Here is a 26,958-nt window from a genome sequence, read left to right as displayed (position 1 = left end):
AGTGACTCATTTCAACTTTGCATCAATCGTTCAGGTGGGCACAGCGACCAAACTCGGCTCCGCCTTTAACGGCAGCAACCACCTGTTTAGGGAAGCTGAGCTGAACATCCTGGCCATCACGGCAGACAAAGGCATTGTTCAGATCGACATCGATAGACAAGACTGCTCCTGCGATACCACCCATCATTTCAGAGCCGTTGGCACTGATGGCAAATGGGTTATCTATGGTCAGTGCCTTGGCTTCGGTAACGCCCTGCTTGGCGAAGAACTCCTTGGTGCTCATCCAGCCCAAACCTTCCAGGTAGATACCACCACTGAAACCGGTAAACAGGTTGCCGGAGCGAGCAGTAATCATCGACAGATCGTCGCTGGCATCAAGCAGCAGCATACGCGGTACGCCAAATTCGGCGCTGATGCTGTCGTGATCCCAACCTTCGGCACACAGATTACCCAGGAAGAAGTGATTGAAAGGTACCTGCTCACACCAGCGCAGACTGCCTATGTTCTCCTGTTGGCCCGAGTCCGTATGCCACAGGGTGACTCCGGTGCGGGTACCAAAGCCAACTGTGTTACCGTCGTTGGAGATCACTGAGGAGTCCTGGGCGCCAAATTCAGCCGAGGTGTCGTGGAAGCGGCCATCGACCCAGGCAACCTGACTGGTGCCATCATAAGTACCGGTAATGGTACTGCCGTTGCCGGCTATCCTGTCGGCACGTAGCCATTGAACCTTGTCGGCAAATTGGTAAGGCAGTTGCTGCATACCGGCTTTCTTGGTCCAGATAAAGGGTACTATCTCGTCTTTGAATGCACTCTGGCAGGCGCCGTTACCGTCAGTATCCATATAGGCGGTGCCGACAACTGTGTCGCCGCTATCGTCCATATCCCAGACATAGCTGGAGTTGGTGCCTGACTGGCCCGAACCACCACAGCTGTTACCGTTGAGATCTCCAAGCGAGGTCAACTTGTCGCTGCGCAGATCCCAGATGGCGGCATTGCTGATGCCGTTGCCGCTGAAGTCTGCCATGACGCCGGCCTTGGTGGCGTTTTTGTTCATGGTGGCGTGTCCGGCAGCCACGGCATTCCCGGCCGGGTGCAGCTCGAACAGGGCTTTCTTGGTGCTATCATAGAGGAAAGGCGTAGTGCCGGTTATCCCCATGGCACGTTTGCCGTTCTTGGCATGATCCAGCACAAAGGCGCTTACCAACGGGGTATATTGGATGCCATCGCTATAGCCGTTGAAATAGATATCTGCCTGCTTGGTTACTCCGGCTTCGGCAATGATAGGAGTGAAATCACAGGCGCTATCGCTGGCCGGATTGCTGCTTTCATTGCTGTTCCAATACTCGGCCTCTGACAAGAGGGAGGTTTGCCGGGTAGGATAACCACCGGCCTTGATGGTCTCCATATAGAGCACATAGCGGCCGCCGGGAGTCAATCCATTGATGGTGAACTTTCCATCCGGGCCTACCAGTCCTTGAGTCAGGTTGCCGGTCTGCTGAGTGACCACATCGTACAGAGGGTTATCCAGGTTGCGGGCCACCATGTTCATGCCCGAATAGTCCACTCCTTCCTTGGTGTACAAGGTGCCGGAAATCGAGCCGTAGCCTGAACGATATTCCGCTGTTGGATAGAGGTCGGACAGATTGACTATATCGTCGCGCACATTAACAGTTGATTGCTCGGCACCCTGAACTCCTAACACATTGATGAAGGGGAACATGGTTTCAATAGTGTCCGGCGCTATCTGGCTGGCGCTGGTGTATTGATTGGTGATGGCGCAACCCGGTACTCCGTCATATTGCGGGCTGTATGAGGCTGACATATAGCTGAGATGGCCATTGGCCTGGGAGTGCGACATGTTGAGGGCGTGGCCGAATTCATGGGTAAATACCCCGGCAATCATTTCGCCTTCTGTGTCATCTATACCCACATACCAGCCGTTCATCAAGGCAGTAGCCTCGAGGATTTCACCGGTTTCTTCATCGGCCCACTCGGGGAAGGCTATCCCCAGCACCTGGCTGCGTGGTACGCCGAAATACTGTTCCAGGATCTGGCCGTCGGTGTCATAGTTGACCCAGAAACCATAGCCGTTAACGGCGGAATAGATCTGATCGACGTTATGTTGATTCACATCTTTGATGCCGATTTGTTGTTCAATGGTGCCTTGAACCGACATTTCAAAGGTGGAGGTTTCCACCGCAGACCATTCGCCCACGGCCTTGGCGGTAATGGCATTGGCCTGAGCTATGCTGAGGAAGGTGTAATCCCGGTCTAACACAGTACCTGCCGGGATAACAGTGCCGTCCGGCAGTGTAATGTCGAGATTGAACACCAGCCCTTTTTCCAGAACGGTGAAGGTTTGTACGTCAACGCCATCCTTGTTTTTAATCACAGGGCCGCCGTCGGTATAGACGGGAATCGCCCCCTTGGACGTATCCCACTTATAGGGCTGCATTGTAGGTTCGTGAATATACAGCGGGCCACCGGCCAGCGCGGCAGAGGAGACTGAGCCCAAAAGTAAGGCAGTGGCAATTCTTGAAAGCTTCATTATTTGGCCTCCTGTACCAGTTTGCCAACCAGAGACATAAATGCGGCGGCATCCACAGCACCGGCCGTGGTGATAAGGCTCTGCTCTTCAGGGCTGAGCGACTGAGTGTTCATGCCATCAAACAGGCCTATGTTGCCCAGTTGATTGCTGACTTTGCCGTTTTGCACAATGAATTTGCCTTGTTCCAGCCCTACGGTAGAAGTCAGGCCGGCACCGAGATCCGGATTCATAAAGGCCACTACCTGCTCGCCAACCGACCAGCGGGCGAACCCTTCGGGTGATACGCCCAGGTAGACTTTGCCATTACCCATGGAGCGGGGCTTGAGCAAACCAAACTGGCGGAAGGTATATTCGCTGCCTGCTTTATGTTTGTGTTTGGCATCCATACCTACCCGAATGGTTATCTGGGTATAGGGGCGTTTGCGCTCATCAAAGCCATCGGTCACAGACACCACTTGGCCCGAGACTATGCTGGACGCTTGATTGGTCAATTGACTGAGATTTTGTTTGAGATGTTTTTGGGCTATCGCGGCGGGTGTCAGCAGCAAACTGGCTGAGACGAGACATAGCGCCGACAGACGCTTGAACCACTGGGATCTTGTCACTGGAATACCTCCTGTATGATTGGGATAAATTCAGCTTTCGATCATCGACCCATACATCCTTGGTCGAATATTGACCGAGCACCTACTTAAGCACGCCGACTCAGTGGGTGGCACGGCAAATGATGTAGCGTTTTGTAGCGTGTTTGTTAAACGCACACGATTTGTCTCAATCTTGTGCTAGGAAAATATCACGGAGAGATAAGAGATTGGCTTTCAACACACCTTTGGTTATCTTTTGCTCAGCGTGAGCTGTTTTGCCATGCTGAATATCAGTTAATAACAGGGAGAGAGCTGATGAGCTGTAACTTTTGTGGTGGGCGTTTGAATAGCGGAATGTTACGTAAGCAGGAGCCGGGAAGCGGCCGAAAGTTTAAGTCGTGTCCCAACTGTTCAACGACTCATGGTGAGGAACATATATTTCATCCCTATCCCACTGATTTTGGTAATACGCCGGCACGAGTGACCGCGGCCAATCCGGACGGGCATCAAAGTTATTGCAGAAATTGCCGGGCGCTTGATACGGGTATTGCTTCAGAGAACTATCAAAAATGGAAGGTGCGAACAAGTCCCATGTGTGCTCTGCGTCGGCTTACAGGCCTGGATGCAAGGCGTGGTTCGCAGCAAATGGCCCTAGTCCTTTGCAAGAAGCACAACACAGCAGACAGATCTGTAAGCCACGCCCTTCGGGGCTTTCACAGCAACCGGCTCTCTGCGTTATTCGACTTCAACATGCCCCGGCATGCCTTCAGTCAGATGCCTTGAGCGCCAATTGCTGTGTAAGCCACTCTCTACAAAAGAGAAGGCCACGAGGACCTATTCGCACCTTCCTAAGCGTTGCAGCGAACTGAGCTGATGGCCCAGCCAATTTATCAGCCTAATACCTGATGCATGACAGAGCATGAAATTGACCCTCAAAGCCATGTGAGTCAGGCCTTGAGGGCGCACAGGATTAAACAGGTTTGTTCATTTGTGCTTTGGCGGCTTCAACCTTGGAAAAATCCAGTCCCAGTTCTTCCACGGCTTCTTTGATCAGGGCTGGGTTCTGCATCACCTGCATCATCAACCCCTGCAGCTTTTCCGGTGGCAATCCCAACTGACCCAAGATACCCATGGCCATCAGAGGATTTTCGGTCAGGCTCTGGAACAGGCTGCTTATTTGTTCATCGCTGATATTGTGCTCTTTCAGCAGGGCAATAATAGGGTTCATAAGTTCCTCATTGGTTTCAAGCATTCAGATTGAGTTGATTTTAACAGAAGAAACGCCTGGTACCTTCATCGGGACATCGCAAAATTAAGCTGCTTTGGGTTATTTTTAAAGACTCTATTCAAGCCTGGCTGAGAGAAAACCTGCCAAGAGTCATGGGGCTTGGTTTTTTGTTTTTAGTCGTAGTCTTGGGGTTCAGTTCGATACGGCGTATATGGTCGAATAGCAGGAGAATTGTGACTTCTGATTTGGCATAATGTGGCGCTAATTTTTCAGCGTTCTTCTTCAAGGAATGAAATGAAGCAGTATCTTTCCCTCTTCGGCCTGTTATGGCTCTTATCCGCGTGTACCCCCAATTCCCATGTTGAATTTGACCCTAAACAAGGCGATCGAGTCGATTACTGGGTGCAGACAAAAGCCAACATAGATATTGGCGGACGGGTATTTACTCAGTACAGCAACTCTTTGATGCACTATGAGGTGATTGAGACCTCGCCGACACTAAAGCTGGAGCTGGTGCCCAGGTTTATGACTATGTCCGGTGGCGGCAATAGTTTCAGTAGTTTTACCGCTGCAAACGATGAGCCCGAATTGCAACAGATGTTTTCCAGCGGCTTTGAAATCACCCTGGATAAAGACTCCGGCAAATTACTGGCATTTAAGGGCAAGGATGAAGAGAGCTGGCAAAAGATGTTGGCACGCTCGGGCCCTGAGTTAATCGAGCATTTGACTCAGGGGATGGAGACTCCCGGTGTGTTGCAAAAGATCCCCGCCAAAGAGGGCAGTAAGCTGATACTCGAGGGGTTCAATGGTCAGCAAACGGAACTATTGGTCACTAAGGTGACCCCGGAGATAGTGGACGCAGAGTTGACCGCCGAAAGCGGCGATAGTCGCCTGTATGGTCATATGCGCCTGGCGCGTGAGAGTGGTTGGTTGCAGAAAATGGTATTGGTGCTGGAGAGCAAGATTGACGCCATGGGCCAACAAGGCAACAACCATATACAGATAGTGATGTCGCGCAAGGATCTGCTCGATCAGGTGGGCGATCTGAGGCAACAAATCGCCTTCGATGATATGGACAACTGGAACCCCATCATGGCATCGCCCCCCAAGCCAGCCGATGGGCTTGAGCTCAGTGCCGAAAGCTTATTCCAATATGGCAAGGGCACATTTCGTGGCGAGTCAGAACATCTGCAACTGGAACTCTTGCTGACCGAAGTCGATAGAGAAGTTTTGGGGGAAATCCGCTACCGAGATCTGCAGGCGCTGGATGCCGAAGATAAACCCATTGCAATGGAGTGGAGCATACTCAGCCAGTTGGGTCCCTATCGGGAGAGTGGTGCGCTAATCACCAGCACCGCGATTGTGCCCCTGGGATGGGATCAGCGAAACCAGTTTGAAAAAATATCCTCCTTCAGTGCCGTGGCAGACTATACGCCACTCGAGTTGGTATCGGTTTCCAGCCAATGGCGGTCTGGGCAGGAGCAGCAGTTGGCGCTGGCCGGTGGCACACTCACTATTACCCCGGTAGCGCAGCAAGAGGGCGAGTATCTGCTGCATTTCAGTGGCGCCGATGGTTATCTGGTGCCGTTTTTCGATGGGCTTGAAGGCGAGTTCCGCTATCAGACACCGCAAGGTGGCCCCGAGTGGCTCAACAGCATGGATCGCAGTTTGCTGTTTAGCGGCCAACAACTTTTTCGGGTGAAATTGACCAAGCCGGCAGCTGAGGTAACCTTCCATGCCATCTTGGATCAGCAACAAGCCGGTTTCAGCCGTGAGGTGCGCTGGGTAAGCCGAGAGGCCTTTGCCGCTGATTACACTCTGCCTCCCATGGGCAAGCATTACCTTTATTACAATGATACCGACGAAGAGGCGGTCGATTTTGATCCGGCCAGCTTTGCGACTCAGGCCGATACGCCACAGGGTGCCAAGCTGATTCTGCCGCAGGACTGGGCCGGTATCTGCCAGCTGCAAATTGAAGGCGATTTTAAACAAGGGCCATCGGCTTTGGTCTGGAAAGCAAAGCCTAACGAGCGCATGACGACTCAAGTCGAGTACCAACTGAGTACCGAGGATGGTATACGCCGTTATTTCTATGGTCTGGAAATACCCAGTCACCTGCATTGTGATGGTCGCCCGGTATGGAACTCTGTCGACTATACCCCGGGTGAACGTGCCTGGTTGGTGCCCCTTGAAGTGTTTGGCGAGCTGGATCGGCAGCAATCTGTGCAGCAATTCCTGCAGAATTACCATCTCTACAGCGCCGATGATGTGCAACTGCCGTTGCTGGACAAGCAGGCGCGCTACCTGAGTTCAGAGGATATCCCGCTGAGCGAAGCCATCATGGAAGATAAATACCTAAGGGTTGCCGATAGCGTGGAACGTATCGGTAAACTCGACTACCAGGGCGAACCCCTGGATATCCGCTGGGTCAACAGTTTCCCGCCACTGCCTTAAGGACAAGAAAATGCGTGTATTGATATTACTTTGTGGCCTGATGAGCTGGATGGCCAGCGCCGAGACAGTGTGGCTGAATGAGGATTGGCAAGTGGTCGACAGTGAGCGCCAGGCCAGTTTTTATGTCAAAGATCCGCAAACTCAAGATCAACAGGGTTGGCAGACCACCATCTATTATGTCGGCTCGGATACCCCCAGATTCAAGGGCAGCTTTGCCAAGCCGGGTATCTTTCAAAATGCCTTGGGTAACTACCAGTTCTTTCACAATAACGGCAAGCTGTCTTCCGATGGCCGTTATAACGATAACAGCGAGATGGAAGGCCCGATCCGTTTCTATGATGAAGACGGCATCTTGACCATGGAGGCCGGTTTTGTTGATGGTGAACAAAGAGGCACTCAAAAAAACTTCTACAGTAACGGTCAGTTAGAGGAGGTTTATCAGCAGTTGGGCGACAAACGCGTCGGTAAAGACAGCCACTATTACCAGGATGGCAGTCTGCAGGCGCAGCACTCGCTGGTCAATGGTCTGCCGGAAGGGGAGCAACTGGAATACTACTCGGGTGGGCAACTGCGTGAGCGCAGTCTGTATCTGGCGGGTAAACTGACAGGGGAGCGCAAACGTTATCACCGCAATGGTGAGCTGTCCTCCATTGACACCTTTGGCCCTAAAGGTCAGCAGGGAAAAGCCTATGAATACTGGGATACAGGTGTCCAAGAGGCCGAGTATGTCTATGTGGATGGTCAGCGACAGGGACCGGCCAAACGCTGGCATAAAAATGGCCAGCTTAGTCGGGAAACCAGTTTCCGGCAGAATCGAGAGCACGGGGAAAGCCGCCAGTATGATGCCAAGGGACAGCTGACTCGAATTGAACATTATCAGCAGGGCAAAAAGGTGGGCGAGCAGCAAACCTTTTATACCAGTAGCTCGCAGCTGCAGCAGTTGCAGCGCTTTGACGAAAAAAGCCGTTTGGTCTTTGAACAAAAGTTTGCCGATGACGGCAGCAAGACCATGGAGTTCAACGCCCGTTTTGTCAAAGACAAACAGATCCTCGACAGACAATACTTCCAAGACGGCAAACTCAGCTCAAGAATGCAGCAGGATATGACTCGGGTGTGGACTTTATACCAGAAGTTTGATGCCAACGGCGTTGTCATCGAACGAGAGGAGAAACTCAAGGGCAAGCGCGAGGGGCTGGCCGTGCAAATGTATCAGGGGCTCTGGGATGATGAGCCCTACATAGAGACCAGTCACTACCAAGAAGGCCAGCTTCACGGTGCTTATGAGAAGAAACTGGTCAGCGGCAAGCTGCTGGAGCAGGGCGAATATGCCCATTACAAAAAGGTGGGGTTTTGGACTTATCAAGATGCCCGTAACCGCCGCACAGAACAGCGTGACAGCCAGGGGCGGTTGCACGGTGAAGTGAAAGAAATCCAGGTACACGATGGCCAATTGTTACAGCTGGCGCATTACCGGCACGGGCAGCTTGAGGGGGAATACCAAACCTACAGCGAAAAAGGCGAGCTGCAAGCCAAGGGAAATTATAGCCAGGACAAACGGCATGGCCAGTGGCAGTACCAGGATCCCTATGAAACCCAAGTGTCCCTCTGGCAAGGGGAGTATCATTACGGCAAAAAAGTCGGCACTTGGCTGGCGCACTCTGCAGCGGGTTACGAACTGGGGCGGGAGCAATATGACGCCAAAGGACAGGCGCAGGGCAGTTTTTACTATTTCACCGAAGATGGGTTACTGAACAAGGTCGCCCGTTATCAGGACGGTAAAGAGCATGGCGAAACCGTGTCTTACATCCAGGGTAAAGCTTACTATATCCAGACGTTCGAACACGGTGAGTATCTGGGCAGTCGTGATGTTTACGACGATGAGCTTAAGGCCGAGAGCGACTGCGATAGCTCTGCCTCATCGCTGTTATTTGGCTGTTGAGGCTTTATTTATGGTTTAGCCGTGTGGGCTTAATGATTGCCGCAATAAGCTGTTTGCGCTGCAGCTTGAGCCCTTCGGCAACCTGTTACGCCGAGGGACTATAGTGGCTCTGGCGCTTAAAGCAGGCCGGTTTGTCTGTCAGGAAAGTGGTCAACTCGGCTTCGCTCGGCGCCTGTGCGAATTAATGGGCAGAGTTGTTGAAATCGGGTGTAAAATAAGGTTTTCAACCCTTACCGCAAGCGTTACAAGGAAAGTATAAGTGGCTGAATTTAATTTTTTATTCCTATGTTTAGTGGTGCTCTCTCTTTGGGTAAGAGCATGTCTGAAACTGCATAAACTGACTCAGACCGATCAGGATAAAAACAGGACATTTTGGGGACAAATAGGCCAACAACTAGGCGACTATGATCTGTATATGGGGATCTTGTTTGGAAGAGCTGAACGTTATTCCCTGTATCATTCAGAGTTGGCAGCGCTAATCACTGAAATCAGAGCGGCTTTCAAACTGGCTATATGGGCAATACTCTTGTTTATTTTGTACTTGATATTCAACTTTGGGTTATAGCAAGGCAAATTACCGCGAAAGAAATTTGCGGGTCGAAAAAAGTCATACCAGGGGGCATCAATAGGCAGTTGTTAATGCATAAGCGTGTTTTTTATACATCTCTTACCCAAACTGTTTTTACATGCTTTTTAAGCAAAGCTACCACGCTGTTATGGATAAACAGGTAACCGAAATCCTCTTCAAGCTTAAATATTAGTCGCTCTTCAAGTGGGACACCTTCCAGGCGTGAAAAATCCAGCTTTGCGGTTTCCAAATCCAACCAGTTTAACTTGCCATATTGCTTCTCTTCATTAGTTAGCCGATAAGTCTGGTGTATGTACGGCATACGGAAGTTTTCAAATACTTTTATTTGATCTTTTGATGGTTGGCTTGGTGAGCAATCTACCCTTGCGTCCAGCCACTCGACACCATGTTGGACCCGTTCCGCGATTCTCTCTGCTATATCGTTGACAATAAAAAGCTTGGGGGAGAATGTTATTTCCAGAAGCAGGTCTGGTTCAAGAGTGACTGTGGATTTCGGGGTTGGCTGGAATGCAAATTCAGCCAGAGATTGTCTGGACAGCAGCGCGTAATCATTCATGGTTATATTCATAGCGGCATTATTAGTGGGACTCATAGCCAGGCGCATCCTTTTTAAAGGTTTATATTCTAGGTGCTTCTTCGGATGTATCAAATGAGAAAGCCACAATGCTGGTGTTTATCTTTCCTTCCTCGTCCAGGCGTATGAGGGCTTCAAGTAGTTCAATAGAGAAGAATGTTTTCGTCATTCCTATCGGCTTGAATACGTGTCTTTTACTTTCGGGGAGTTTATTGATTTTTTCAGCCGATAAGAAAAACCGGCTGGTAGCTTTGGTTATTTTGATGCTGTTTTCGGTATCAACGGCATCCACCAAGTTGTCTACTGCCAGTATATAACGATCGATTAAAACCCCTGAGCCGGCACAGGTTAACTTGGAGGGGTAGACTTCGACCCCGTAAGGGTCAAAGCTCATGATTAATTCGGCTATCTCCTTGGTAACATTAAAAGCGCCCCCTCTGATTAAATCCAGCGCTTCAATATCGAGGATGTCAGTGTCCTGCCATACAATCTCATTCAGACAACTAGTTGGGATAAAATCATTGTCATCATAAAGTGACGAGCGAATATCGACCGCACTAAATAGTGATTCCCCTTCATTCATGTCTTCGTTTATATAGGCTACTTGCATTCTCAATTCTCTATATTTTTCTCTGGGGTAAAAAAGCCACCTCGTGAGGTGGCTTGGGGGAGTATAAACCGGCGTTAGCCCATACGTTTAAGCTTTTCCTTCAACTCCGGGATGGCGCGGGTAAAACCGTCGATATGGTCGGTCAGGCGTGACAGCAGTTTGCGCTTACGCTCTTGGTTACGCCGACCATAAAGTAGGGTCCAAACCAGGAGTACTGCACTGACCATGATAAACACCACCAGGGTCAGGTTGTGTCTGAAAAATGAGGTGCTGTAGATGGGATCCAGCAGCGGGAAGTAGAGCATATCGAACAGCGGATACCAGATATAATCCGGACCCCAGAAGTTGAAGACCAAGGCGGCAATCGCCAACAAGATCCAAGTGCCTGCGCCGTTGAGCTTGCCGTATTGCTGGAAAGATGTGTTGTTATAGCGTTTGTTCTTGGTCAGGTTGTAGGCGTACTCACGGTTATAGTCATCAACGCCCAATTTGGCTCTTGAGCTGGCGTAAAGCATCCAGTCGCCCACATCCAGATCCCCCAGCAGATCTTCGCCGAAGCGCATCTCCCGCACTTCGCCATCGGCCAGTTGTAGCAAGACTTCGCCATCAACGTTGGAGCTGCGGCTGCGATGGCTGCTGGTTTCAGTGTCTGTGGTGCTGTGGGAAAATCTGTTACCCACATAATGGTCTGTAGTGGTGGTTTTAGTGGTGGTGACCGTGAAGTCATCGACACTGGCGCTGGCACTTCTGTCGAGCACTTTGCCCATGATGCAGGAAACGCTGACTTCACCCTTTTCATCGCCGGCCAAGACATGTTTGTGCAGATAGGGTTCACGGTAACTTAGGCTGTATTGCCGCATCATGGCTTCTTCCTCATCGCGGACACTGAGGCTGTTGGCGGCCGTTGCCGGTGCTTGCTGCTGCGAGCTGCCGCACTGAACACAGTAGCCGTGCTCGCCGTCGATGCGACTCTGGCATTTGAAGCAGAAAATATCCGAGTCTTTTCTCGGCCGCTGGGCGATATGGTAGCCCAACGCTTCCTGGGTGACAGACAACAGGCGTTTCATTGCCAGTTGCAGCGCCTCGTAGCGGCGCAGTTCCCTGGTGTGCTTCTTCTGGTTGCGCTGACGCTCCAGAATGAAACACACCACAGACAGAACCACGGCCACCCCGATAGCGATTTCTGTGGGTTGCTTGGCACCAAAGTACAGCAACAAGGCGCTGGCAATCCCCAGCAGCAGCCACCAGAAGGCGCTGGATTGGCTACCCGGCTCATAGTCGGGCACTATGGTCGAGCGTTGACCGTCGGCTTCATGACTGATGGCTGCCGGAGCCATATGGTTATGGCTGACCAGGCGTTTGGCGTCTTTACCTTCGATGCGGTAATTCAGGGTGTAGTCTGTCGGATAAAACAAGGTCAGCACATCGCCGCGGCGAATCTGGTCGTAGAACTTGTTCTCGGCGTTGACACTGACCCGCTCTATGTTGCCGTCTTTATCTTCCAGCTCAAGCCACCAGTAGCTGTAGGTGAGATTATTGCCACTGTCTACCCGGCGCCGCTTGTAGAGGAAGCTGGAGTTGACCCGGCCGGTGAACGTCCTGGCACCGGAATAGTGGGGTTTAAGATCTTTTAGGATCTCAGGGGCGACATCCTCAATGTTCTTCAGCTTGGGCTGCTCAGGCAGGGACTCTCCGCAGTGACCGCAGAAGTTTTCCTTGGCATAAATGGGTTGATTGCAGTGGTGCATTCAGTTTCCTTGTCAATTGGGTAAAAGACGGATTGTCAGTGTTTGTTCGCCGCCATTCAGGCTGTGCCATTTGCGGTAGGTCTGATAACCGGGGGCGCTTACCTGCACATCGTAGTTGCCCGGTTTAAGCCGGATCCCCGGGTGATACTTGGGGCCGATATTCATGATCCTGATATTTGCATTGTTCACATTGGTTTTGACCTTGAGGCGTGTCTCGGTCGGTGCCAGCTCGCTGGCCTTGAGTGGCGCTGGAGTGCTCTTGTGCAGCAAGTCTATCTTGGCCAGTGAATGCGCCAGCGGCGAGAAGGCCTGATAGATACCCGTGTGTTGCTCAAAGCTCAGCCCCAAAGGATGCAGCAGCGGTTGGGCGTGCAGTGTCCAGCGCAGGGCGTAGGCAAAGCCGATATTGCCGGACTGTTCCACCTTGGTGAGGAAGTAGTTCACCGGGCTGGTATCATCCTGGGTGTAGCGGTTTTGCACCAAAAGCACCGGCAAGGTCAGCAGCAGTAGGGGCGGCAACAGCTTGGCGGTCAATGCCAGCCAGCGGCGTTTGCCGGACTTGGCACTTTCAGTGGCATTCTCATTTATGCCGGTACTGTCTTCGCTGCCACTTGCTTGACTCGCGCCGGGGCGGAATAGCTGCAGCGTCTTCAGCGGCAGCTTGATAAAGGTCATACAGATCAAAAACAGGCTGAGTGACATGGAGATGGGCGGAATAATCACAGATCGCAGCGCCTGCTTGCCTTGCTCGGCATAGCGTCCGCCATCGGCAAATTCACGTTCCGACTCGGCCAGCATCTGCAGGTAACTCTGGGTACGTTTCTGGATGTTGGGATCCAGCACATGGCGTTTGAAGTTGGCCTGGTTCCAGTCGGCGCGGACGTTAGGCACATAGAGATCGCCCATGCGAGCGGCTATCTTGCGTTGGATCTGCGGATGCAACTGGAAGGCGTTCCAACTTAAGTTGATGGGCAAGTCCAAACCGCGTTTACGCATCTCGCTCTGCCAGCGGGCATCGGCTTCAGCCTTAACCGTCTTGGCCACGCTTTGACTAAACAGCGGACGATTGCTGATATGCCAGCTGTCCGGCAGTTTCAGCCCCTTGGCCTTGAGGGCCCGGCGCAGTTTCACCTGAGTCACAGGATGCACCCTGAAGTCGGCCAGTGACGCTATGTTGAACGGATAGCCGGTTTCCTTTTCAAACATCGCCTGGAATTTGGGATGGGCCAAGAACAGACGCTGGTAATGATCCGGATCGTCTGTGTACTTATAGCGTTTGTCCTTAAGACCGCCATCGCCACCTGTAGCCAGGCTCAGCGCCTGCATGGCGGTGCCGACACCGGCTGTCATCACCCCGAACAGGGCGCTGGACAGCAGGTTTTCGCCTGTGCTGATATCTTCGACTATCAACCAGTAGTTGGGATCTATGTAGCCGAGCCCCGCCTTGGAGATCATTGTCTTGTAGCGGGCGTTTTCCCGTTCTATACATTGATAGCGACGTTCTTTCTGGGATGACTTCTTGTAGCGTTCCTGGCAGCGGTTGGTGTCTTCATGGTAGGAGAAGATCTTGGGGCCGTATTCCTGGGCCCTGGCACCGGCCTTGGCCACATGGGCCTTTTGCGCCTGTTGATACTTGCCCCAGCCCTGATTGACCTCTTGCTCTATGTTTTGCCAGTAACCCATCTCCCGCTCCGGGATCCCCGCCAGGGTCTGGTTGTAGCGGTTGGAGCCTTCGGCATAACTGCGATAGCTGGCCGACAGCTCATCATAGAGTTGACCAAAGTCGTGATAGTGCTGGTCAAAGTCGCGATAGGCCCGCTTTTGCACGAAGTTGTGAATGATCTTCTGTTTGTAATCATCCAGGTTGTCGGTGAGGTTGTGGTCGGCATAGGCCAGGCCGCCGAATAGGGCCAGAAAGGTCAGGTTTTCAGAGCTGTGCAGCTCTTTGGGGTCGTAGTTGAGACCTTCGACTTCGACCGCATTAACCGCCAGGGCATCACGCAGCGCCGCGCTGTAGGCTGCGTATTGACGCTGTTCCGGGGTAGAGGGTTCAATCAGCCATTGCTCTATCAGGTATTTTTGGCCGAAAAACACGCTGGGCCAGACGCACAAGGTGAGCAGCAACAGGGTCAGGCTGCCTCTTAGGGCGGTTTTGAACAGCCGTGCCGGCAAGAGATCGGCCAGCAGCAGGGTCACACCTATCCCGGAAATGGTGCGGCCGTAAATCTCCAGGTGTTCGAGTTGCTCGGGCTTGGGGGTGCCCAAGCCCACCAAAGAAACCAGTTGGGCGTTGAAGATGGCCTCTGGGATCAGATAGGCAGCGCTCAGCAGCAGGAAAAATACCCGCCAGGACAGTTTTTTCATCCTTGGTTCCTCATTGCTGCTCGCTGCGGCGCAGCTCTATTTTCACTGCATCATCTGCGGTGAGGTCTACTTGGGTTTGGTTTTCTCTGGGGCCGGCCTGGGTTTTCATGATCACAGGAACAAAGCCGCCGCCAGACTCGGACTGGGACGCCTTGCCTTTATTGGCCACAGCGCCTGTCTTGAAGGACTTCAGTTTGCCATCCACCGCCGGATACAGACCGTTGGGCCAGTAGGTTTCCAGCAAAGAGAGCTTGGAAAGATCCAGATCCTTGGGCAGCGTGGCCAGCTTGCGGGTCAGCTCAGTGCTGCCTTGATAAGGCAGCATGGGCGGCAGAGCGAAGCGGCTGCAAAAACCATAGAGACTGTCGTCGATAATCACAGAATCGGGTAGTTGACTGCGCTTGAGTCCCAGTAGGCTCTGTTCGTGGTAATCATGACCATTGATGGTATAGCTGGCCACAGGAATGCCGCGGTTATGGGCCAATGACTTGAAGCCTTGGGCGTTTCGCCGATAGTGGCGTATGTCCACGGCGATACCGAAGTTGGACTTGAGCGCCTTTTTCAGCTTATTGAGTCCTGCCGCAGAATCGTAGCGCTTTTCCCGGTAGCGGCGGTTGGCGTAACCCTGAATATCCTCCAGCATGGATTGATTACGCAAAAAGATGGGATCTTGACCTGCGCCGCGTTTCATATCGGCCGCCAGTTTGTTCATCGAGGCCTTGGCGGGGCTCTGGATAAAGGACAGGAAAACAGCGTCGTTTATCTGCCTCATTTTTTTGAGGTTTTCCAGCTCCAGACTACTGTAGAAGTAGCGCCCCTGGCCTATGATACTGAAGGCCAGATAGTCGAGCATCTCCAGATCCCGGCTGCCGGCGCGGCTCTTGATCTCAATATTCAGCTTCTGTCCGCTATGGGCATAGCGGCTGAACACCTGCGCCAGTTGGCGAAAGTTGGGCGGTACCGTATCTGTGAGGGCGCCGGTTTGAATGTCCCGCTGGCGCAGATAGCCCCACTCTTTCTCATAGCGAATCGACTCTATCTTGCGGCGCTTATTGTCTATGGTGCCGGTTTCGCGTCCGGTGCGGCCATCGTGATGAATGACCCAGACATCATCCCGGGTCAGGCGCACATCGATTTCAATCACATCAAACTGGTTATCCAGGGCATCTATGACGGCTTCCAGCGAGTTTTCCGGAAAACGTATCGAGCCTCTGTGGGCCTGGAGCTCCAGGTTGCTGCACTGCCTGGCACCCAGATAATTGATGTTATCCAGTGCTGACAGAGTAAAGCCTCGGGCGTTGAAGGCTTGTTCCAGCGCCAGTTTTTGCGGATCCACGGGCTGAGATTCGGGGGCGGATGGGGTGCTTTTACAGCCGCCAAGCAGGCCGAAACAGCAAAATATCAGGATGAAAAAGAGGCGCACTTGTATTCCTTGGTGCTCTGTAAGTATATATAAAAACAGGGTATTAAAATTAATTATTTACTCTCGGTCAACCTGTGATGCCAATGTTTAACAAGTTTTACTTGTGCCGTCTCAAAACTGAACATTGGCTGACTTTTTATTGGTCAAATGGTGCGCTTTTTTGCGGCCGCAGAACCTGGGCCGCGCGTTTTACTCGCAACTTGCTTGAGGTATGCTTGAAGCAATTTTGTGAATAACCAAGGAAACCAGGTGAACCGACTGATACTCTGCCTGCTTTGCAGTTTGGCTCTGAGCCCTGCCGCCCAGGCCAAGTCGCCCAACAAAGCGGTTAATAAAAGCGTTAGCGCCAGGCCGGCCATGCGCATAGTGGCGCTCTCTCCCCATGCGGTGGAGATGCTGTTTGCTATAGGCGCGGGGGAGCAGATAGTGGCCACCACAGACTATGCCGATTTCCCCGAGGCCGCCAAGGCAATTCCCCGCATAGGCGGTTACTACGGCATACAGATAGAAAGAGTGATAGAGCTGAACCCGGATCTTGTGGTGGTCTGGGACACGGGCAACCGCAGCGAAGATATCGAACAGTTGACCAAGCTTGGGTATCGCATTTACGGCAGTGACCCCAAGACCCTGGAAGGTATTGCCGAAGAGCTGGAACAGCTAGGGCGTCTCACCGGCCACAGACAGCAGGCCGGGGAAGTGGCTGCCGACTACCGGCAACAATTGGCAAACTTGCGCCGGGACAATGCTGCCAAGCCGGAGATCAAGGTGTTCTATCAACTCTGGTCAGAGCCTTTGATGACAGTGGCCCAGGACAGCTGGATCCAGCAGTTGTTGGAAGTCTGCCATGGCAACAACGTCTTCAAGGACAGCAGCTCACCTTATCCGCAGGTAAGCATGGAAAATGTGCTTCTCAGTCAACCAGAGGTGATCATCAAGACGGATGAAAAGGGCGATGGCAAGCGGTTGGACTGGAGCCGATGGCAGGAGATCCCTGCGGTGAAAACGGAACAAATCTACACACTTAACGCCGATCTCCTGCACCGGGCGACCCCAAGGGCGCTGGAAGGTGTTGAAGCTATCTGCAAGGTGCTCGACCAGGCCCGCGAAGGGCAGCGGCCATGATAATCATCATCCCGGTTTCGGCGCCAGTCTGGTAATCCTGCTGCAAGCGTTTTAAGCCCGCTCTCTATTTATTCTTCTGTTACTAAGTGTCCGCCAGGCGGACACTTTTGCAAAAAGCGGACAGTATCCGCTTGTCCGCGGACACAAATAAAATCTCCTCTGTTTTTCAACCAATTGATAACTATGACTATCTAAACTTGGCACAAGCTTTGTAAACCTAGTTGCAACAAGATGGTCACAAGCTCAATTGAGGAACAAACGGGATGATTAAGGATACCAGCGGACAAGACAAGCAAGTGGCGCCGGGTTTAGCGCGTCGCCTCAAGTGGCCGGCTACCCTGGGCGCGGCAGTATTGTTGCTGTCGGGCCTGGTGTGGGCCAGTGTCAGTGGCAGCGGTGTCAGTGAATCCATAGATCGCACTGAGCTGCGCTTCGCCACTCTGGAGCGCGGCACTCTGACCCGGGATATCGCCACTACAGGCAAGATAGTCGCCGCCAACGCGCCAATCCTCTACAGCCCGGAAGGTGGCACTGTGACTCTGATAGCCAACCCGGGGGACAGGGTCGAGCAGGGCCAGGTGGTCGCGACCATAGAAAGCCACAGCCTGACCAACAGCCTCAAGCAGCAGCAAGCCCTGCTCGATGGGATGAAGAGTGCCCTGGAACGGGCCAAGTTGGACGCCAGACGTAATCAACTCAAGGCGAATCAGACACTGGATATGGCCAAGGTGGATCTGGAGGCCGCAGACAGGGAGAGCCGCCGCGGCGATCAACTGATCGAAACCAGTCTGATCTCCAAGATAGATTACGAGAAGAGCAAGGATGAGCTGCACAAGGCCAAGCTGCAGTATGCCCATGCCCAGCAGGAAGCCGCACTGATGAAAGACACCCTGACCTTTGAGCTGCAAAACAAGGCGGCCGAGGTCAATCGTCAGGCACTGGTGGTAGCCGAGTTGGAACGTCAGGTGGCAGCACTGAACATCACAGCCCCTGTTGGCGGCATCATAGGTAACTGGCTGACGGAACAAAAAGCCCGTATCGCCCAGAGCCAGCCGATCCTCACCGTTGTGGACTTGAGTGCCTTCGAGGCCGAGTTGGCTGTGCCGGAAACCTACGCCGATGAACTGGGGCTGGGGATGGATGTGGAACTCAACTTCGGCGGCGTGATGGTGATGGGCAAGTTGGCCTCCATCTCCCCCGAAGTACGTAACCGCGAAGTATCTACCCGGGTCCGGTTCCAGCAGGATACCGCTTTGCACCTGAGGCAGAATCAGCGCCTGTCGGCCAGGGTCTTGTTGGAAAACCGTGCCGATGTGCTGATGGTCAAGCGCGGCGCCTTCGTGAACAGTGGCGGTGGCCGCCTGGTGTACCGTCTCCAGGGGGATATAGCCGAGCGCACCGAGATCAAACTCGGTGCTCGCAGCATGAGCCATATCGAGGTGCTGGAAGGCGGCGAGGTGGGCGACCAATGGGTGATTTCCAATATCGATCTGTTCAATGACGCCGAGCAAGTGCTGGTTCGCTGAGGAGAGAAGAATGAAAACCGAAAGCTTCAACACCGAACGTCTGGTGGCGGCCCTGGCTCTGCTGCTGTTGCTGGTGGCGACTCTGGTCTATACCCGAGATACCTCGGACTGGTTCCTGCTGGGACTCAATCTTATCGAAGCCACCACAGTCAACTCTGTGTCGGCTGAGCCGGGGCAAGTTGCCGATTTCAGCCATGCCGCGATGGCACCGGGCCAGTGGCTTGGGCAATGCCTGTCTGCCCTGACGAAACTAAAATAACCCACCGAATAACGCAAAAAATAAGGAACTAAAACCATGTTAACCATGAAAAATATCAACAAGGTGTTCAAAACGGATTTAGTGGAAACCCATGCGTTACGGGATTTCAATCTGTCGGTGCAGGAGGGGGAGTTTGTTGCCGTGACCGGACCGTCGGGCTCGGGTAAAACCACCTTTCTCAATATCGCCGGTCTGCTCGAAGGCTTTACCCATGGCGAGTATTTTCTCGATGATGTCAATATCTCCAACCTGAATGACAACAAGGCTGCGGCCATTCGTAATGAGAAAATTGGCTTTATCTTTCAGGGTTTTAACCTTATCCCTGACTTGAATCTGGCAGAGAATGTTGAAGTACCACTGCGTTATCGCGGCTTTGGCGCCAAGGAGCGCCAGAAGCGGGTGAAGCAGGCACTGGAGCAGGTGGGCCTGGGGGCGAGGATGAAGCATCTGCCCTCACAACTCTCGGGTGGTCAGCAGCAGCGGGTGGCCATCGCCCGCGCCTTGGCCGGGGAGCCGAGATTCCTGCTCGCCGACGAACCTACGGGTAACCTGGACAGCCTGATGGCCCGCCAGGTGATGGAACTGCTGGAAGAGATCAACAAGGCCGGTACGACCATCATCATGGTGACCCATGACCCGGAGCTGGCCCGCCGCGCCCAGCGCAATATTCAGATAGTGGATGGCCAGGTGTGTGACTTCAGCCGTTATCAAACCGAACAGGCGCCGCAGCTGGATGTGGCCGAACAAGTGGCCAGCTAAGGAGCGCGAGCATGTTTATTTACTATGTTGACCTGGCCTGGCGCAGCATCAAAAAGACGCCGATATTGTCGCTGTTGATGGTGTTGGCCATCTCAGTGGGGATAGGGATCACCATCACCACGCTGAACGTGTACAGCATGATGTCCTTCAACCCGGCCGGGGATCGCGCCGAGCAACTCAACACAGTGCAGCTGTGGAGCCAGGGACCCGATTCCTGGGATGAGTTTAACTCGCTGATCACTTTTCAGGATGCCATGAATCTGCGTAAGGGGGATCTTCCCAAATCGCAGGCCGCCATGTTCCGCAGTGGTATGGCGGTGCAAACGGATGACCCTGAAGTTCTGCCCATGTTGCAGGGCGTCAGGGTGACCGACCGCGGCTTCTTCCCGCTGTTCGAAGTGCCTTTTCTCTATGGCAACGTTTGGGACAAATCAGTGGACGAGCAAGCGGCCTATCAAGTGGTTATTGGCAGAAAGCTGAACCAGAAGCTGTTTGGCGGCGAGAACAGCGTCGGCAAGACTGTCTATCTCAACCGCAAACCCTTTCAGGTGGTGGGCGTGATAGCCGACTGGAATCCTCAGCCCAAGTATTACGATCCTACCAGCGGCGCCTTTGCCAGTGCCGAGCAAGTGTATATTCCGTTTTCGCTGGCCGCCCATGAAGAGTTTCCGGTTTGGGGGAATGTCTCAGGTTGGAAGTATGAGCGCCTGGACAACTATCAGGACAGACTGGTTTCAGAGAAAGTCTGGCTCGAGTACTGGGTCGATCTGCCAAGCGCAGAAGACAGAGCCGCCTATAAGAATTTCCTCGCTCAGTATGTCGAGCAGCAAAAAGAACTGGGGCGCTTCACCGATGGCAAGTCTCCCTTTGAGTCGGCGCAGCTGTCCGATGTAGACGCCTGGCTGGAGAAAAATCACGTAGTGCCCGAGGACAATAAGATTCTGGTGGGGCTGAGCATACTGTTTCTCAGTGTTTGCCTGGTCAATATTCTGGGATTGATGCTGACCAAGTTCCTTAAGCGAGCCCCCGAGGTTGGCGTGCGCCGCGCCATTGGGGCCAGCCGCGGGCAGATCTTCTCTCAATACATGGTAGAGGTGGGCGTGATTGGGCTGTTGGGTGGTTTTCTCGGCCTCGCCTGGGCCTGGGGAGCACTCTATAGCCTGTCGGCGCGCTTCGGGGTTGCCGAAGGGCTGACGCACCTGTCTTTGAGTATGTGGTTTATCACCCCCGGGATAGCGGTAGGTACCGCCATGTTGGCGGGTCTTTATCCGGCTTGGGTTGTGTGCCGCACTAAACCAAGCGTTTACCTCAAGAGCCAGTAAGGGATTGACTATGCTAAATATTAAACCGGTTTTCAGCAGCCTGATGCGCAGCAAGAGCGGCCCGATACTACTGCTGATGCAGATCATCTTATCGGTGGCCATAGTCGCCAATGCCAGCTTTATTATCCATGAACGTTTGACCATGATGCAGCGTGATTCCGGGATTGCCGAGCAGGAGATCCTGGTCTTTACCGTCTATAACTTTGACCCCAATATAGATACCAAGCTGCAGAACAAGGTCGACCAGCAGATCCTCCGCCGCCTGCCCAATGTCGTCACGGCGACGTCCACCAATATGTTGCCGCTCAGTGGCAGTGGCTGGTCCACCACGCTGAATCTGGGCCCGGATCCGGAAACGTCCAAAACGACGCCCCAGCTTGCCATGTACCTGGGGACAGAGCACACCCTGGAAACCTTGGGGGTCAAGTTGGTGGATGGGCGTAACTTCTACGCCAACGAGATCAATGATGATGTTAACGGCAGCAATAAGCTGGTGATCATCAGCAAGGCGCTGGCCGATGAGGTTTGGCCGAATGAGTCCGCCGTGGGCAAGACCCTCTGGGCCGACAGGGACGAGAATGTCACAGTGATAGGTGTGGTCGATAAACTGCAGGGTGCCTGGGTGGACAGCAAAGATCTCGAGTACAGCCTGATCCAGAACGTCGATTACAGCGGGCATTTCTACATGGTGCGGGCGCCGAGCGAGCATCACAAGGCGTTGAAAGAGCAAATCCTCGAGGCCTTGATGAAGGAAAACCCCAATCGGGTGATCGATGATTTCCAATCTATTCAGGAAGTAAAGCAAAGCTCCTATCGTGACCACGAGCTCATGGTCAGCGTGCTGTCCATGATGGTGATTTTGCTGCTGCTGATCACCAGTTTAGGCCTGACAGGTATGGTGATGTTCAATATTCAGCGCCGCACCAAACAGATTGGCACCCGGCGGGCCTTGGGGGCCACCAAGGCCGATATCCTGAGTCTGTTTCTGACGGAAAACTACCTTATCTGTATCGCCGGAGGGCTGTTGGGGGCTTGTCTTGCCGTGGTGTTGGGGCAACAACTGATGCAGCACTATGACCTGCCACAGCTCGACCTCATCTATCCGCTGCTGACAGTGGTGGGCATGTTGCTGGTGACGACAGTGGCTGTGGTCTTGCCTGCCCGTAGGGCGGCGAATATCTCACCGGCAATGGCGACCCGCAGCGTCTGATCTGTCTGCCGCCCATTCGGGCCGAGGGCATGGCTCATGCAGTTTGGCTCGCGTTGGCGGCAGCTTTAGGTTAGTTTTACCCATAATTTTTACAATAGATATAACAGGATGTAACAAGCAGGCATGATGGATACTGTACTCGTTGTCGATGACAATCAGGCCGTATGTCAGGCGTTGTCGCTGATGTTGGAAATTGCCGGTTACCGGCCGCTCAGTTGTCAGAGCCCTCAAGAGGCACTGTACTTTATCGAGCAAGAAGAGGTCAGCCTGGTGATCCAGGACATGAATTTCAGCCGCGACACCACCTCGGGGGAGGAAGGACGGGAACTGTTTCACGCCTTGCGCAGTCGTCAGCCGCAACTGCCAATCATCCTGCTCACCGCTTGGACCGAACTGGAAATGGCCGTGGAATTGATGAAGGCCGGGGCCGCCGATTATCTGGCCAAGCCCTGGGATGACAACAAGTTGCTCAACAGTGTCGCCAACCTGATTTCCCTCTACAAGCTGCAACAGGATAACCAGCAGTTGCAACAGCGTGAGCAGCAACGGCAGGCGGCATTCGACGGCGCCGATCTCTGTGGTTTGGTATTTGCCAGCGCTGCTATGGAGCGCTGTATTGATCTGGCGTTGCAACTGGCACGCTCGGATGTCTCTGTGTTGATCACAGGTCCCAACGGCGCAGGCAAGGATAAACTGGCGGACATACTGCACGCCAATTCGCCACTGAAACACAAGCCGCTTATCAAGGTCAATGTCGGCGCCTTGCCAATGGAGCTGATGGAGGCCGAGCTGTTTGGCGCCGAGGCCGGTGCATTTACCGGCGCCACCAAGGCCCGTATCGGCCGTTTCGAAGCGGCCGATGGCGGCACCCTGTTTCTGGATGAGATAGGCAACCTGCCGCTGTCCGGGCAGATAAAACTGCTGCGGGTATTGCAGACCGGCGAGTTTGAGCGCCTGGGCAGCCATCAGACCCGTAAGGTCAAGGTCAGGCTGCTGAGTGCCACCAACGCCGATCTGCGTCAGGACATTATCGAAGGCCGTTTTCGCGAGGATCTTTTCTATCGCCTCAATGTGGTGGAACTGGCATTGCCGCCATTGGCGCAGCGCAAAGACGACATCTTGCCGCTGGTGGAGCACTTTTGTGCCGGCGCGGCCGCGGCCTTGAACAAGAGCGCGGCGTTGAGCAAGAGCCTTACGTTGGACAAGAGTGCCAAAGAGGCGCTGCTGGCCCACGACTGGCCCGGTAATGTACGCGAGTTGGAAAACGCCTGTAAACGCGCGGTTTTGCTGAGTCGCGGCGAGTCTTTGAGCTACAGTGATTTCGGTTTGGCTGCGGCAACCGCCTCGAAAGCTATTTTGGATTCAAGTGTCGGCCAAGCTGCAGAGAACCAAGGCCAACAAGCCGGGGCAGAGGAGCCGGGCAAGGCGGAAATAGAAGCAGCGCTGGCCGAGCACGGCGGCGTTATCGCCAGGGTTGCCAAGTCATTTGGCATCAGCCGTCAAGCGCTCTATCGGCGGATGGAGAAGTTTGGTATCGACGGCAAGAGGCAGGCATGACAGGAGGACTCAGTCTAAGACACAGGCTGCTGCTGGGCATGCTGCTGAGCACCTTGCTGGGTTTGCTGCTCGGGTGGGGTTGTCTGTTGTGGTTGGGGCCTGAATGGTTATGGCTGGCGGTAGTGGCAGGCTTGCTGGCAGCGCTGGGCATAGGGCTCAGGTTGACCCGAACCCTGGGTGACAGCCTGGCGGGGCTGGAAATCGGCATGCTTAACCTGATTGATCGAGATTTTAGTGTCTCGTTGCCGGACAGCGGCATCAATGAGCTGGATAGACTGGCACAACTGTTCAACGAGGCGTCGGCCCGACTCAGGCAGGAGCGGCAGCATATTTACCAGCGGGAACTGCTGCTGGATAAGGTCATTCAAAACTCGCCCAATATCATGCTGCTGTGCGATAGCGTGGGTCATATCATTTATGCCAACGACGCCGCCAAACATCTGTTCAATGCCAAGAAAGGCCTTGAGGGAAGCAGCCTCTCTGAGCTCAAAGCCAAGGTGAGCGAAGAGATGCGCCAAATGTTGGAGAGTGAGCGCGATGGCCTGTTCAATCTGGGCTTGCCGGAAGGCGAAAACCAGAGCTGGCACTTGAGTCGCGGCCAGTTCAACCTCAATGGTCAGCAGCATCAATTGCTGCTGCTCAAGCAGATGACCCGTGAGCTCAACCGCCAGGAGGTGGCGGTGTGGAAGAAGGTGATTCGGGTAATCAGTCATGAGCTCAATAACTCGCTGGCGCCAATTGCCTCCATGGTCAACTCGGGTCGGCGCTTGACCACAGAGAACCGCGATCCCAAGCTGAGCCTGATCTTCGATACCATAGAAAATCGCACCAATCATCTGGGGCAATTTATCGAAGGTTATGCCCGTTTTGCCAAGCTGCCCAGCCCCAAAAAACAAGTTATTCCATGGGCCCGCTTGCTGCCTGAGTTGGCTGAGCATTACGCCTTTGTCTGCCACGAGCCCCCTACGCTGACTTTGCTGGCCGATGAGGTGCAGCTGGAGCAGGTGTTGCTGAATCTGCTCAAAAACGCCCATGAGTCCGGCTCAGCGCCTGAGGAGATTGAGCTGCAGATAGCCAGCCGCTCCGGTTGGCGTAGCGATGCTGCCGACCCGGTTGCCGGCGTTAGTATCTGCGTGATGGATCGCGGCAGTGGCATGTCAGCGGAGGTGTTGTCGCAGGCGCTGTTACCCTTCTACTCCACCAAGCCCCAGGGCAGTGGCCTGGGACTGGCGCTGTGCCGGGAGATAGCCGAGGCTCACGACGGTCGCCTCAGCCTGCAAAACCGTCAGGATGGTGGCTTGCTGGTTCAGCTGTGGTTACCGCAACAGTGAGTCATACTTTCGGGTGATTTTTAACGGATCTCGACTCAGCCGAAATAGCTATTTTTCAGGTAAATATGTCGCTGGCGGGTGACTCGGTTCCGGCGCTGCTGTTAATGTAATGCTCTTGTTAAAGGAATGGCCTTTTCAGGCAACAAAGGGAATTTTCGGGGACAATGCCGCACTCTGTCTTGTTATTCATGCGCTGTATCTTGTGCTTACTGATGCTGACACTTGCGCCTGCTCCGGCGTTGGCCGCAGCCGAGGCGGATGACATAGAGATCAGTGGCCTGGTCATAGACAGAACCCTGACCCGCTTTGGCAAGGATTTTGGTTTTTACTACTCGGGGTATTGGCGGGATCTGCCCTTTACCCAGGGATTCAATGTCACCCTTTACGAAACGGTTTTCCCTCAGGCCGGCACCTTGCTGACACTGGAGGTTAACGGTACCCGTATTTACCAAACCCATTTTGGCCGCAGAGCCAGTCCCATCAAGGAGCGGGCCGAACAGGCGATTCTCTTGACCATAGATTATATCGCCTCGGTCAGAGCCCAATCCATGACAGGGGAATTGGGATCCCATTGGGATGGAATTTAGGAAGCAAGCACAATGACACTCAGGATGTTAATCGCGGCCGGCGCCTTGCTGGCTTTTTCGGGGCAGGCCACCGAACTGGTCTATACCCCAATCAACCCCAGTTTTGGCGGTAACCCTCTCAACGGTTCGTTTCTGCTGAGCAAGGCCCAGGCCCAAAATGACAATCAGGCCGCCGGCAATGAAAAGGACTTTGTTACCCGCTTCAAGGAGTCACTGGAGCGTAACATTATTAACTCTATCACCCGTGGTGTGGCCGACGGTGATATCACAGATGGCGTTTATGATACGGGTGACTACCGCGTCGAAGTGGCTTCTACCGGCAGCGGTGTGATGTTGACCATTACCAACCTGCTTTCCGGCGAAGTCACAGTGATAGAGATGCCTATTTATGGAGGTAATCCATGAGGTGGCTGGCATTGGTTTCACTGTTACTGCTGGGGGGCTGTAGCCTGGTTCCCAAGCCTGATTTGAATATCAATGAGGCCCAGGTAAATCCCTTGAGTGAAACCATGAAGGCGCTGCAGTCGCGTCCCGGCCCGCGTTTCCCTATCCCGGTTGCGGTTTACTCTTTCCGGGATCAGACCGGGCAATATAAGCCCCAGGCCAATGTCAGTTCCTTCTCGACCGCAGTGACCCAGGGTGCCACTTCCATGTTGGTGCAGACTCTGCTGGACTCCAGGTGGTTTACCCCTGTGGAGCGGGAGGGGCTGCAGAACCTGCTGACCGAGCGCAAGATCTCAGGTAAGCAGCAGGGGCGCAATAATGAAGTACCGACCCTGACCAATGCCAGGCTGCTTCTGGAAGGTGGGATCATCAGCTATGAAACCAACGTGGAAACCGGCGGCAGTGGCGTGGAGTACTACGGCATAGGCGCCTCCGAGCTGTACCGGGAAGATCAGGTGACCATATATCTGAGGGCGGTGGATGTGCATACAGGTAAGGTGCTGATGTCGGTCAATACCACCAAGCGGGTGTTCTCTCAGGAGATGCGTGCCGGCCTGTTTCGTTACACCAGTTTGAACCGCCTGGCCGAGGCCGAAGTGGGCTTTACCACCAATGAGCCGGTACAGTTTTGTGTGTTGCAGGCGATAGAACTGGCGGTCTCCGAGCTTATCGATAAGGGGAGCCGCATGGGTTACTGGAGCGCCGAGGCTTCGGGCGACGACAACAGCCTGAGTCAGGGATAAACAGCTTGAGCGAGAGAGCAACAGCTTGAGCGATAGG

Annotated in this window: 22 protein-coding genes; 14 read left to right on the top strand and 8 right to left on the bottom strand. The window is 53.7% G+C overall.

The genetic code is table 11. The annotated features are described in order from the left end of the window. Nucleotides 1-22: 22 nt before the first annotated feature. From ACMHXH_RS06145 to ACMHXH_RS06135, 3 genes are all read right to left on the bottom strand, one after another. Nucleotides 23-2,548 (bottom strand): hypothetical protein, encoded by a 2,526-nt coding sequence (locus tag ACMHXH_RS06145; protein ID WP_335910025.1) that lies wholly within the window; start codon nucleotides 2,546-2,548, stop codon nucleotides 23-25. Next, nucleotides 2,548-3,153 carry a hypothetical protein gene (locus tag ACMHXH_RS06140; RefSeq protein WP_052248059.1) on the bottom strand — a complete coding sequence of 202 codons (606 nt, stop codon included), beginning with the start codon at nucleotides 3,151-3,153 and terminating at the stop codon, nucleotides 2,548-2,550. Before ACMHXH_RS06140 ends, ACMHXH_RS06145 begins: the two co-directional genes overlap by 1 nt. A gap of 949 nt (nucleotides 3,154-4,102) precedes the next feature. Next, nucleotides 4,103-4,360 carry a DUF2999 family protein gene (locus ACMHXH_RS06135; protein WP_039034164.1) on the bottom strand — a complete coding sequence of 86 codons (258 nt, stop codon included), beginning with the start codon at nucleotides 4,358-4,360 and terminating at the stop codon, nucleotides 4,103-4,105. Nucleotides 4,361-4,654: 294 nt separating this feature from the next. Here ACMHXH_RS06135 and ACMHXH_RS06130 point away from each other — a divergent pair, with 294 nt between their 5' ends. From ACMHXH_RS06130 to ACMHXH_RS06120, 3 genes are all read left to right on the top strand, one after another. Continuing rightward, nucleotides 4,655-6,814 (top strand): hypothetical protein, encoded by a 2,160-nt coding sequence (locus ACMHXH_RS06130; RefSeq protein WP_039034115.1) that lies wholly within the window; start codon nucleotides 4,655-4,657, stop codon nucleotides 6,812-6,814. Nucleotides 6,815-6,824: 10 nt separating this feature from the next. Further along, nucleotides 6,825-8,753 (top strand): hypothetical protein, encoded by a 1,929-nt coding sequence (locus ACMHXH_RS06125; RefSeq protein WP_413737814.1) that lies wholly within the window; start codon nucleotides 6,825-6,827, stop codon nucleotides 8,751-8,753. 259 nt (nucleotides 8,754-9,012) lie between these two features. Beyond that, the gene (locus ACMHXH_RS06120) at nucleotides 9,013-9,318 is read left to right on the top strand and encodes a hypothetical protein (RefSeq protein WP_413737812.1); all 306 of its coding nucleotides are present in this window, start codon (nucleotides 9,013-9,015) and stop codon (nucleotides 9,316-9,318) included. 91 nt (nucleotides 9,319-9,409) lie between these two features. On the opposite strand, the gene ACMHXH_RS06115 is transcribed toward ACMHXH_RS06120, so the two are convergent. The 5 genes from ACMHXH_RS06115 to ACMHXH_RS06095 all read right to left on the bottom strand — a co-directional run bounded on the left by ACMHXH_RS06115 (nucleotide 9,410) and on the right by ACMHXH_RS06095 (nucleotide 16,061). Beyond that, a complete protein-coding gene (locus ACMHXH_RS06115; protein ID WP_200887989.1) occupies nucleotides 9,410-9,934 on the bottom strand; it encodes a hypothetical protein in 525 nt (174 codons plus the stop codon). A gap of 25 nt (nucleotides 9,935-9,959) precedes the next feature. Then, nucleotides 9,960-10,526 carry a hypothetical protein gene (locus ACMHXH_RS06110; RefSeq protein ID WP_144360906.1) on the bottom strand — a complete coding sequence of 189 codons (567 nt, stop codon included), beginning with the start codon at nucleotides 10,524-10,526 and terminating at the stop codon, nucleotides 9,960-9,962. 74 nt (nucleotides 10,527-10,600) lie between these two features. After that, nucleotides 10,601-12,274 carry a hypothetical protein gene (locus ACMHXH_RS06105; protein WP_144360907.1) on the bottom strand — a complete coding sequence of 558 codons (1,674 nt, stop codon included), beginning with the start codon at nucleotides 12,272-12,274 and terminating at the stop codon, nucleotides 10,601-10,603. A gap of 12 nt (nucleotides 12,275-12,286) precedes the next feature. Continuing rightward, a complete protein-coding gene (locus ACMHXH_RS06100) occupies nucleotides 12,287-14,638 on the bottom strand; it encodes a PEGA domain-containing protein (RefSeq protein WP_412513662.1) in 2,352 nt (783 codons plus the stop codon). 10 nt (nucleotides 14,639-14,648) lie between these two features. Beyond that, on the bottom strand, nucleotides 14,649-16,061 hold the full coding sequence (locus tag ACMHXH_RS06095; RefSeq protein ID WP_413737809.1) for a glycerophosphodiester phosphodiesterase: 1,413 nt from the start codon (nucleotides 16,059-16,061) through the stop codon (nucleotides 14,649-14,651). A 357-nt stretch (nucleotides 16,062-16,418) separates the two neighbouring features. Between ACMHXH_RS06095 and ACMHXH_RS06090 the strand changes: the two genes are divergently transcribed. The 11 genes from ACMHXH_RS06090 (at nucleotide 16,419) to ACMHXH_RS06040 (ending at nucleotide 26,921) form a co-directional block, all read left to right on the top strand. Next, on the top strand, nucleotides 16,419-17,183 hold the full coding sequence (locus ACMHXH_RS06090) for a cobalamin-binding protein (RefSeq protein ID WP_082014276.1): 765 nt from the start codon (nucleotides 16,419-16,421) through the stop codon (nucleotides 17,181-17,183). A 263-nt stretch (nucleotides 17,184-17,446) separates the two neighbouring features. Next, nucleotides 17,447-18,709, top strand: a complete 1,263-nt coding sequence (locus ACMHXH_RS06085) for an efflux RND transporter periplasmic adaptor subunit (protein ID WP_412498291.1) — start codon at nucleotides 17,447-17,449, stop codon at nucleotides 18,707-18,709. 10 nt (nucleotides 18,710-18,719) lie between these two features. Continuing rightward, nucleotides 18,720-18,968, top strand: coding sequence for a hypothetical protein (locus ACMHXH_RS06080; RefSeq protein ID WP_039034122.1), 249 nt, complete (start codon nucleotides 18,720-18,722; stop codon nucleotides 18,966-18,968). A 36-nt stretch (nucleotides 18,969-19,004) separates the two neighbouring features. Next, nucleotides 19,005-19,727, top strand: coding sequence for an ABC transporter ATP-binding protein (locus ACMHXH_RS06075; protein WP_039034123.1), 723 nt, complete (start codon nucleotides 19,005-19,007; stop codon nucleotides 19,725-19,727). An 11-nt stretch (nucleotides 19,728-19,738) separates the two neighbouring features. Then, entirely contained in the window at nucleotides 19,739-21,049 is a 1,311-nt protein-coding gene (locus ACMHXH_RS06070) for an ABC transporter permease (protein WP_071476661.1), read from the top strand. 10 nt (nucleotides 21,050-21,059) lie between these two features. After that, on the top strand, nucleotides 21,060-22,259 hold the full coding sequence (locus tag ACMHXH_RS06065) for an ABC transporter permease (protein WP_039034125.1): 1,200 nt from the start codon (nucleotides 21,060-21,062) through the stop codon (nucleotides 22,257-22,259). 126 nt (nucleotides 22,260-22,385) lie between these two features. After that, nucleotides 22,386-23,816: a sigma-54-dependent transcriptional regulator gene (locus ACMHXH_RS06060; protein WP_039034126.1), complete on the top strand. Its 1,431-nt coding sequence runs from the start codon at nucleotides 22,386-22,388 to the stop codon at nucleotides 23,814-23,816. Beyond that, nucleotides 23,813-25,147 carry a sensor histidine kinase gene (locus ACMHXH_RS06055; protein ID WP_413737805.1) on the top strand — a complete coding sequence of 445 codons (1,335 nt, stop codon included), beginning with the start codon at nucleotides 23,813-23,815 and terminating at the stop codon, nucleotides 25,145-25,147. The genes ACMHXH_RS06060 and ACMHXH_RS06055 overlap by 4 nt, the downstream gene beginning before the upstream one ends. A 212-nt stretch (nucleotides 25,148-25,359) precedes the next feature. Beyond that, nucleotides 25,360-25,734, top strand: a complete 375-nt coding sequence (locus tag ACMHXH_RS06050) for a curli production assembly/transport protein CsgE (protein ID WP_052248079.1) — start codon at nucleotides 25,360-25,362, stop codon at nucleotides 25,732-25,734. Between the two features lie 12 nt (nucleotides 25,735-25,746). Next, nucleotides 25,747-26,139 (top strand): curli assembly protein CsgF, encoded by a 393-nt coding sequence (locus ACMHXH_RS06045; protein ID WP_039034129.1) that lies wholly within the window; start codon nucleotides 25,747-25,749, stop codon nucleotides 26,137-26,139. Beyond that, nucleotides 26,136-26,921: a CsgG/HfaB family protein gene (locus tag ACMHXH_RS06040; protein WP_039034130.1), complete on the top strand. Its 786-nt coding sequence runs from the start codon at nucleotides 26,136-26,138 to the stop codon at nucleotides 26,919-26,921. Before ACMHXH_RS06045 ends, ACMHXH_RS06040 begins: the two co-directional genes overlap by 4 nt. The last annotated feature ends 37 nt before the right edge of the window (nucleotides 26,922-26,958 follow it).

Source organism: Shewanella sp. BJSY2023SW001, from assembly GCF_047314685.1.
Taxonomy (GTDB): domain Bacteria; phylum Pseudomonadota; class Gammaproteobacteria; order Enterobacterales; family Shewanellaceae; genus Shewanella; species Shewanella indica.
The sequence above is the reverse complement of the archived record's forward strand: the minus strand, read 5'-3'. Positions and strand labels throughout refer to the sequence as shown.

What these genes read in the sequence shown, in the direction of transcription:
- ACMHXH_RS06050 (WP_052248079.1), top strand. Translation starts at nt 25,360, where the DNA reads ATGCTGACACTTGCGCCTGCTCCGGCGTTGGCCGCAGCCGAGGCGGAT.
- ACMHXH_RS06135 (WP_039034164.1), bottom strand. Translation starts at nt 4,360, where the DNA reads ATGAACCCTATTATTGCCCTGCTGAAAGAGCACAATATCAGCGATGAA.
- ACMHXH_RS06040 (WP_039034130.1), top strand. Translation starts at nt 26,136, where the DNA reads ATGAGGTGGCTGGCATTGGTTTCACTGTTACTGCTGGGGGGCTGTAGC.
- ACMHXH_RS06145 (WP_335910025.1), bottom strand. Translation starts at nt 2,548, where the DNA reads ATGAAGCTTTCAAGAATTGCCACTGCCTTACTTTTGGGCTCAGTCTCC.
- ACMHXH_RS06125 (WP_413737814.1), top strand. Translation starts at nt 6,825, where the DNA reads ATGCGTGTATTGATATTACTTTGTGGCCTGATGAGCTGGATGGCCAGC.
- ACMHXH_RS06090 (WP_082014276.1), top strand. Translation starts at nt 16,419, where the DNA reads ATGCGCATAGTGGCGCTCTCTCCCCATGCGGTGGAGATGCTGTTTGCT.
- ACMHXH_RS06100 (WP_412513662.1), bottom strand. Translation starts at nt 14,638, where the DNA reads ATGAAAAAACTGTCCTGGCGGGTATTTTTCCTGCTGCTGAGCGCTGCC.
- ACMHXH_RS06055 (WP_413737805.1), top strand. Translation starts at nt 23,813, where the DNA reads ATGACAGGAGGACTCAGTCTAAGACACAGGCTGCTGCTGGGCATGCTG.
- ACMHXH_RS06085 (WP_412498291.1), top strand. Translation starts at nt 17,447, where the DNA reads ATGATTAAGGATACCAGCGGACAAGACAAGCAAGTGGCGCCGGGTTTA.
- ACMHXH_RS06065 (WP_039034125.1), top strand. Translation starts at nt 21,060, where the DNA reads ATGCTAAATATTAAACCGGTTTTCAGCAGCCTGATGCGCAGCAAGAGC.
- ACMHXH_RS06075 (WP_039034123.1), top strand. Translation starts at nt 19,005, where the DNA reads ATGTTAACCATGAAAAATATCAACAAGGTGTTCAAAACGGATTTAGTG.
- ACMHXH_RS06110 (WP_144360906.1), bottom strand. Translation starts at nt 10,526, where the DNA reads ATGCAAGTAGCCTATATAAACGAAGACATGAATGAAGGGGAATCACTA.
- ACMHXH_RS06060 (WP_039034126.1), top strand. Translation starts at nt 22,386, where the DNA reads ATGGATACTGTACTCGTTGTCGATGACAATCAGGCCGTATGTCAGGCG.
- ACMHXH_RS06080 (WP_039034122.1), top strand. Translation starts at nt 18,720, where the DNA reads ATGAAAACCGAAAGCTTCAACACCGAACGTCTGGTGGCGGCCCTGGCT.
- ACMHXH_RS06130 (WP_039034115.1), top strand. Translation starts at nt 4,655, where the DNA reads ATGAAGCAGTATCTTTCCCTCTTCGGCCTGTTATGGCTCTTATCCGCG.
- ACMHXH_RS06105 (WP_144360907.1), bottom strand. Translation starts at nt 12,274, where the DNA reads ATGCACCACTGCAATCAACCCATTTATGCCAAGGAAAACTTCTGCGGT.
- ACMHXH_RS06045 (WP_039034129.1), top strand. Translation starts at nt 25,747, where the DNA reads ATGACACTCAGGATGTTAATCGCGGCCGGCGCCTTGCTGGCTTTTTCG.
- ACMHXH_RS06115 (WP_200887989.1), bottom strand. Translation starts at nt 9,934, where the DNA reads ATGAGTCCCACTAATAATGCCGCTATGAATATAACCATGAATGATTAC.
- ACMHXH_RS06070 (WP_071476661.1), top strand. Translation starts at nt 19,739, where the DNA reads ATGTTTATTTACTATGTTGACCTGGCCTGGCGCAGCATCAAAAAGACG.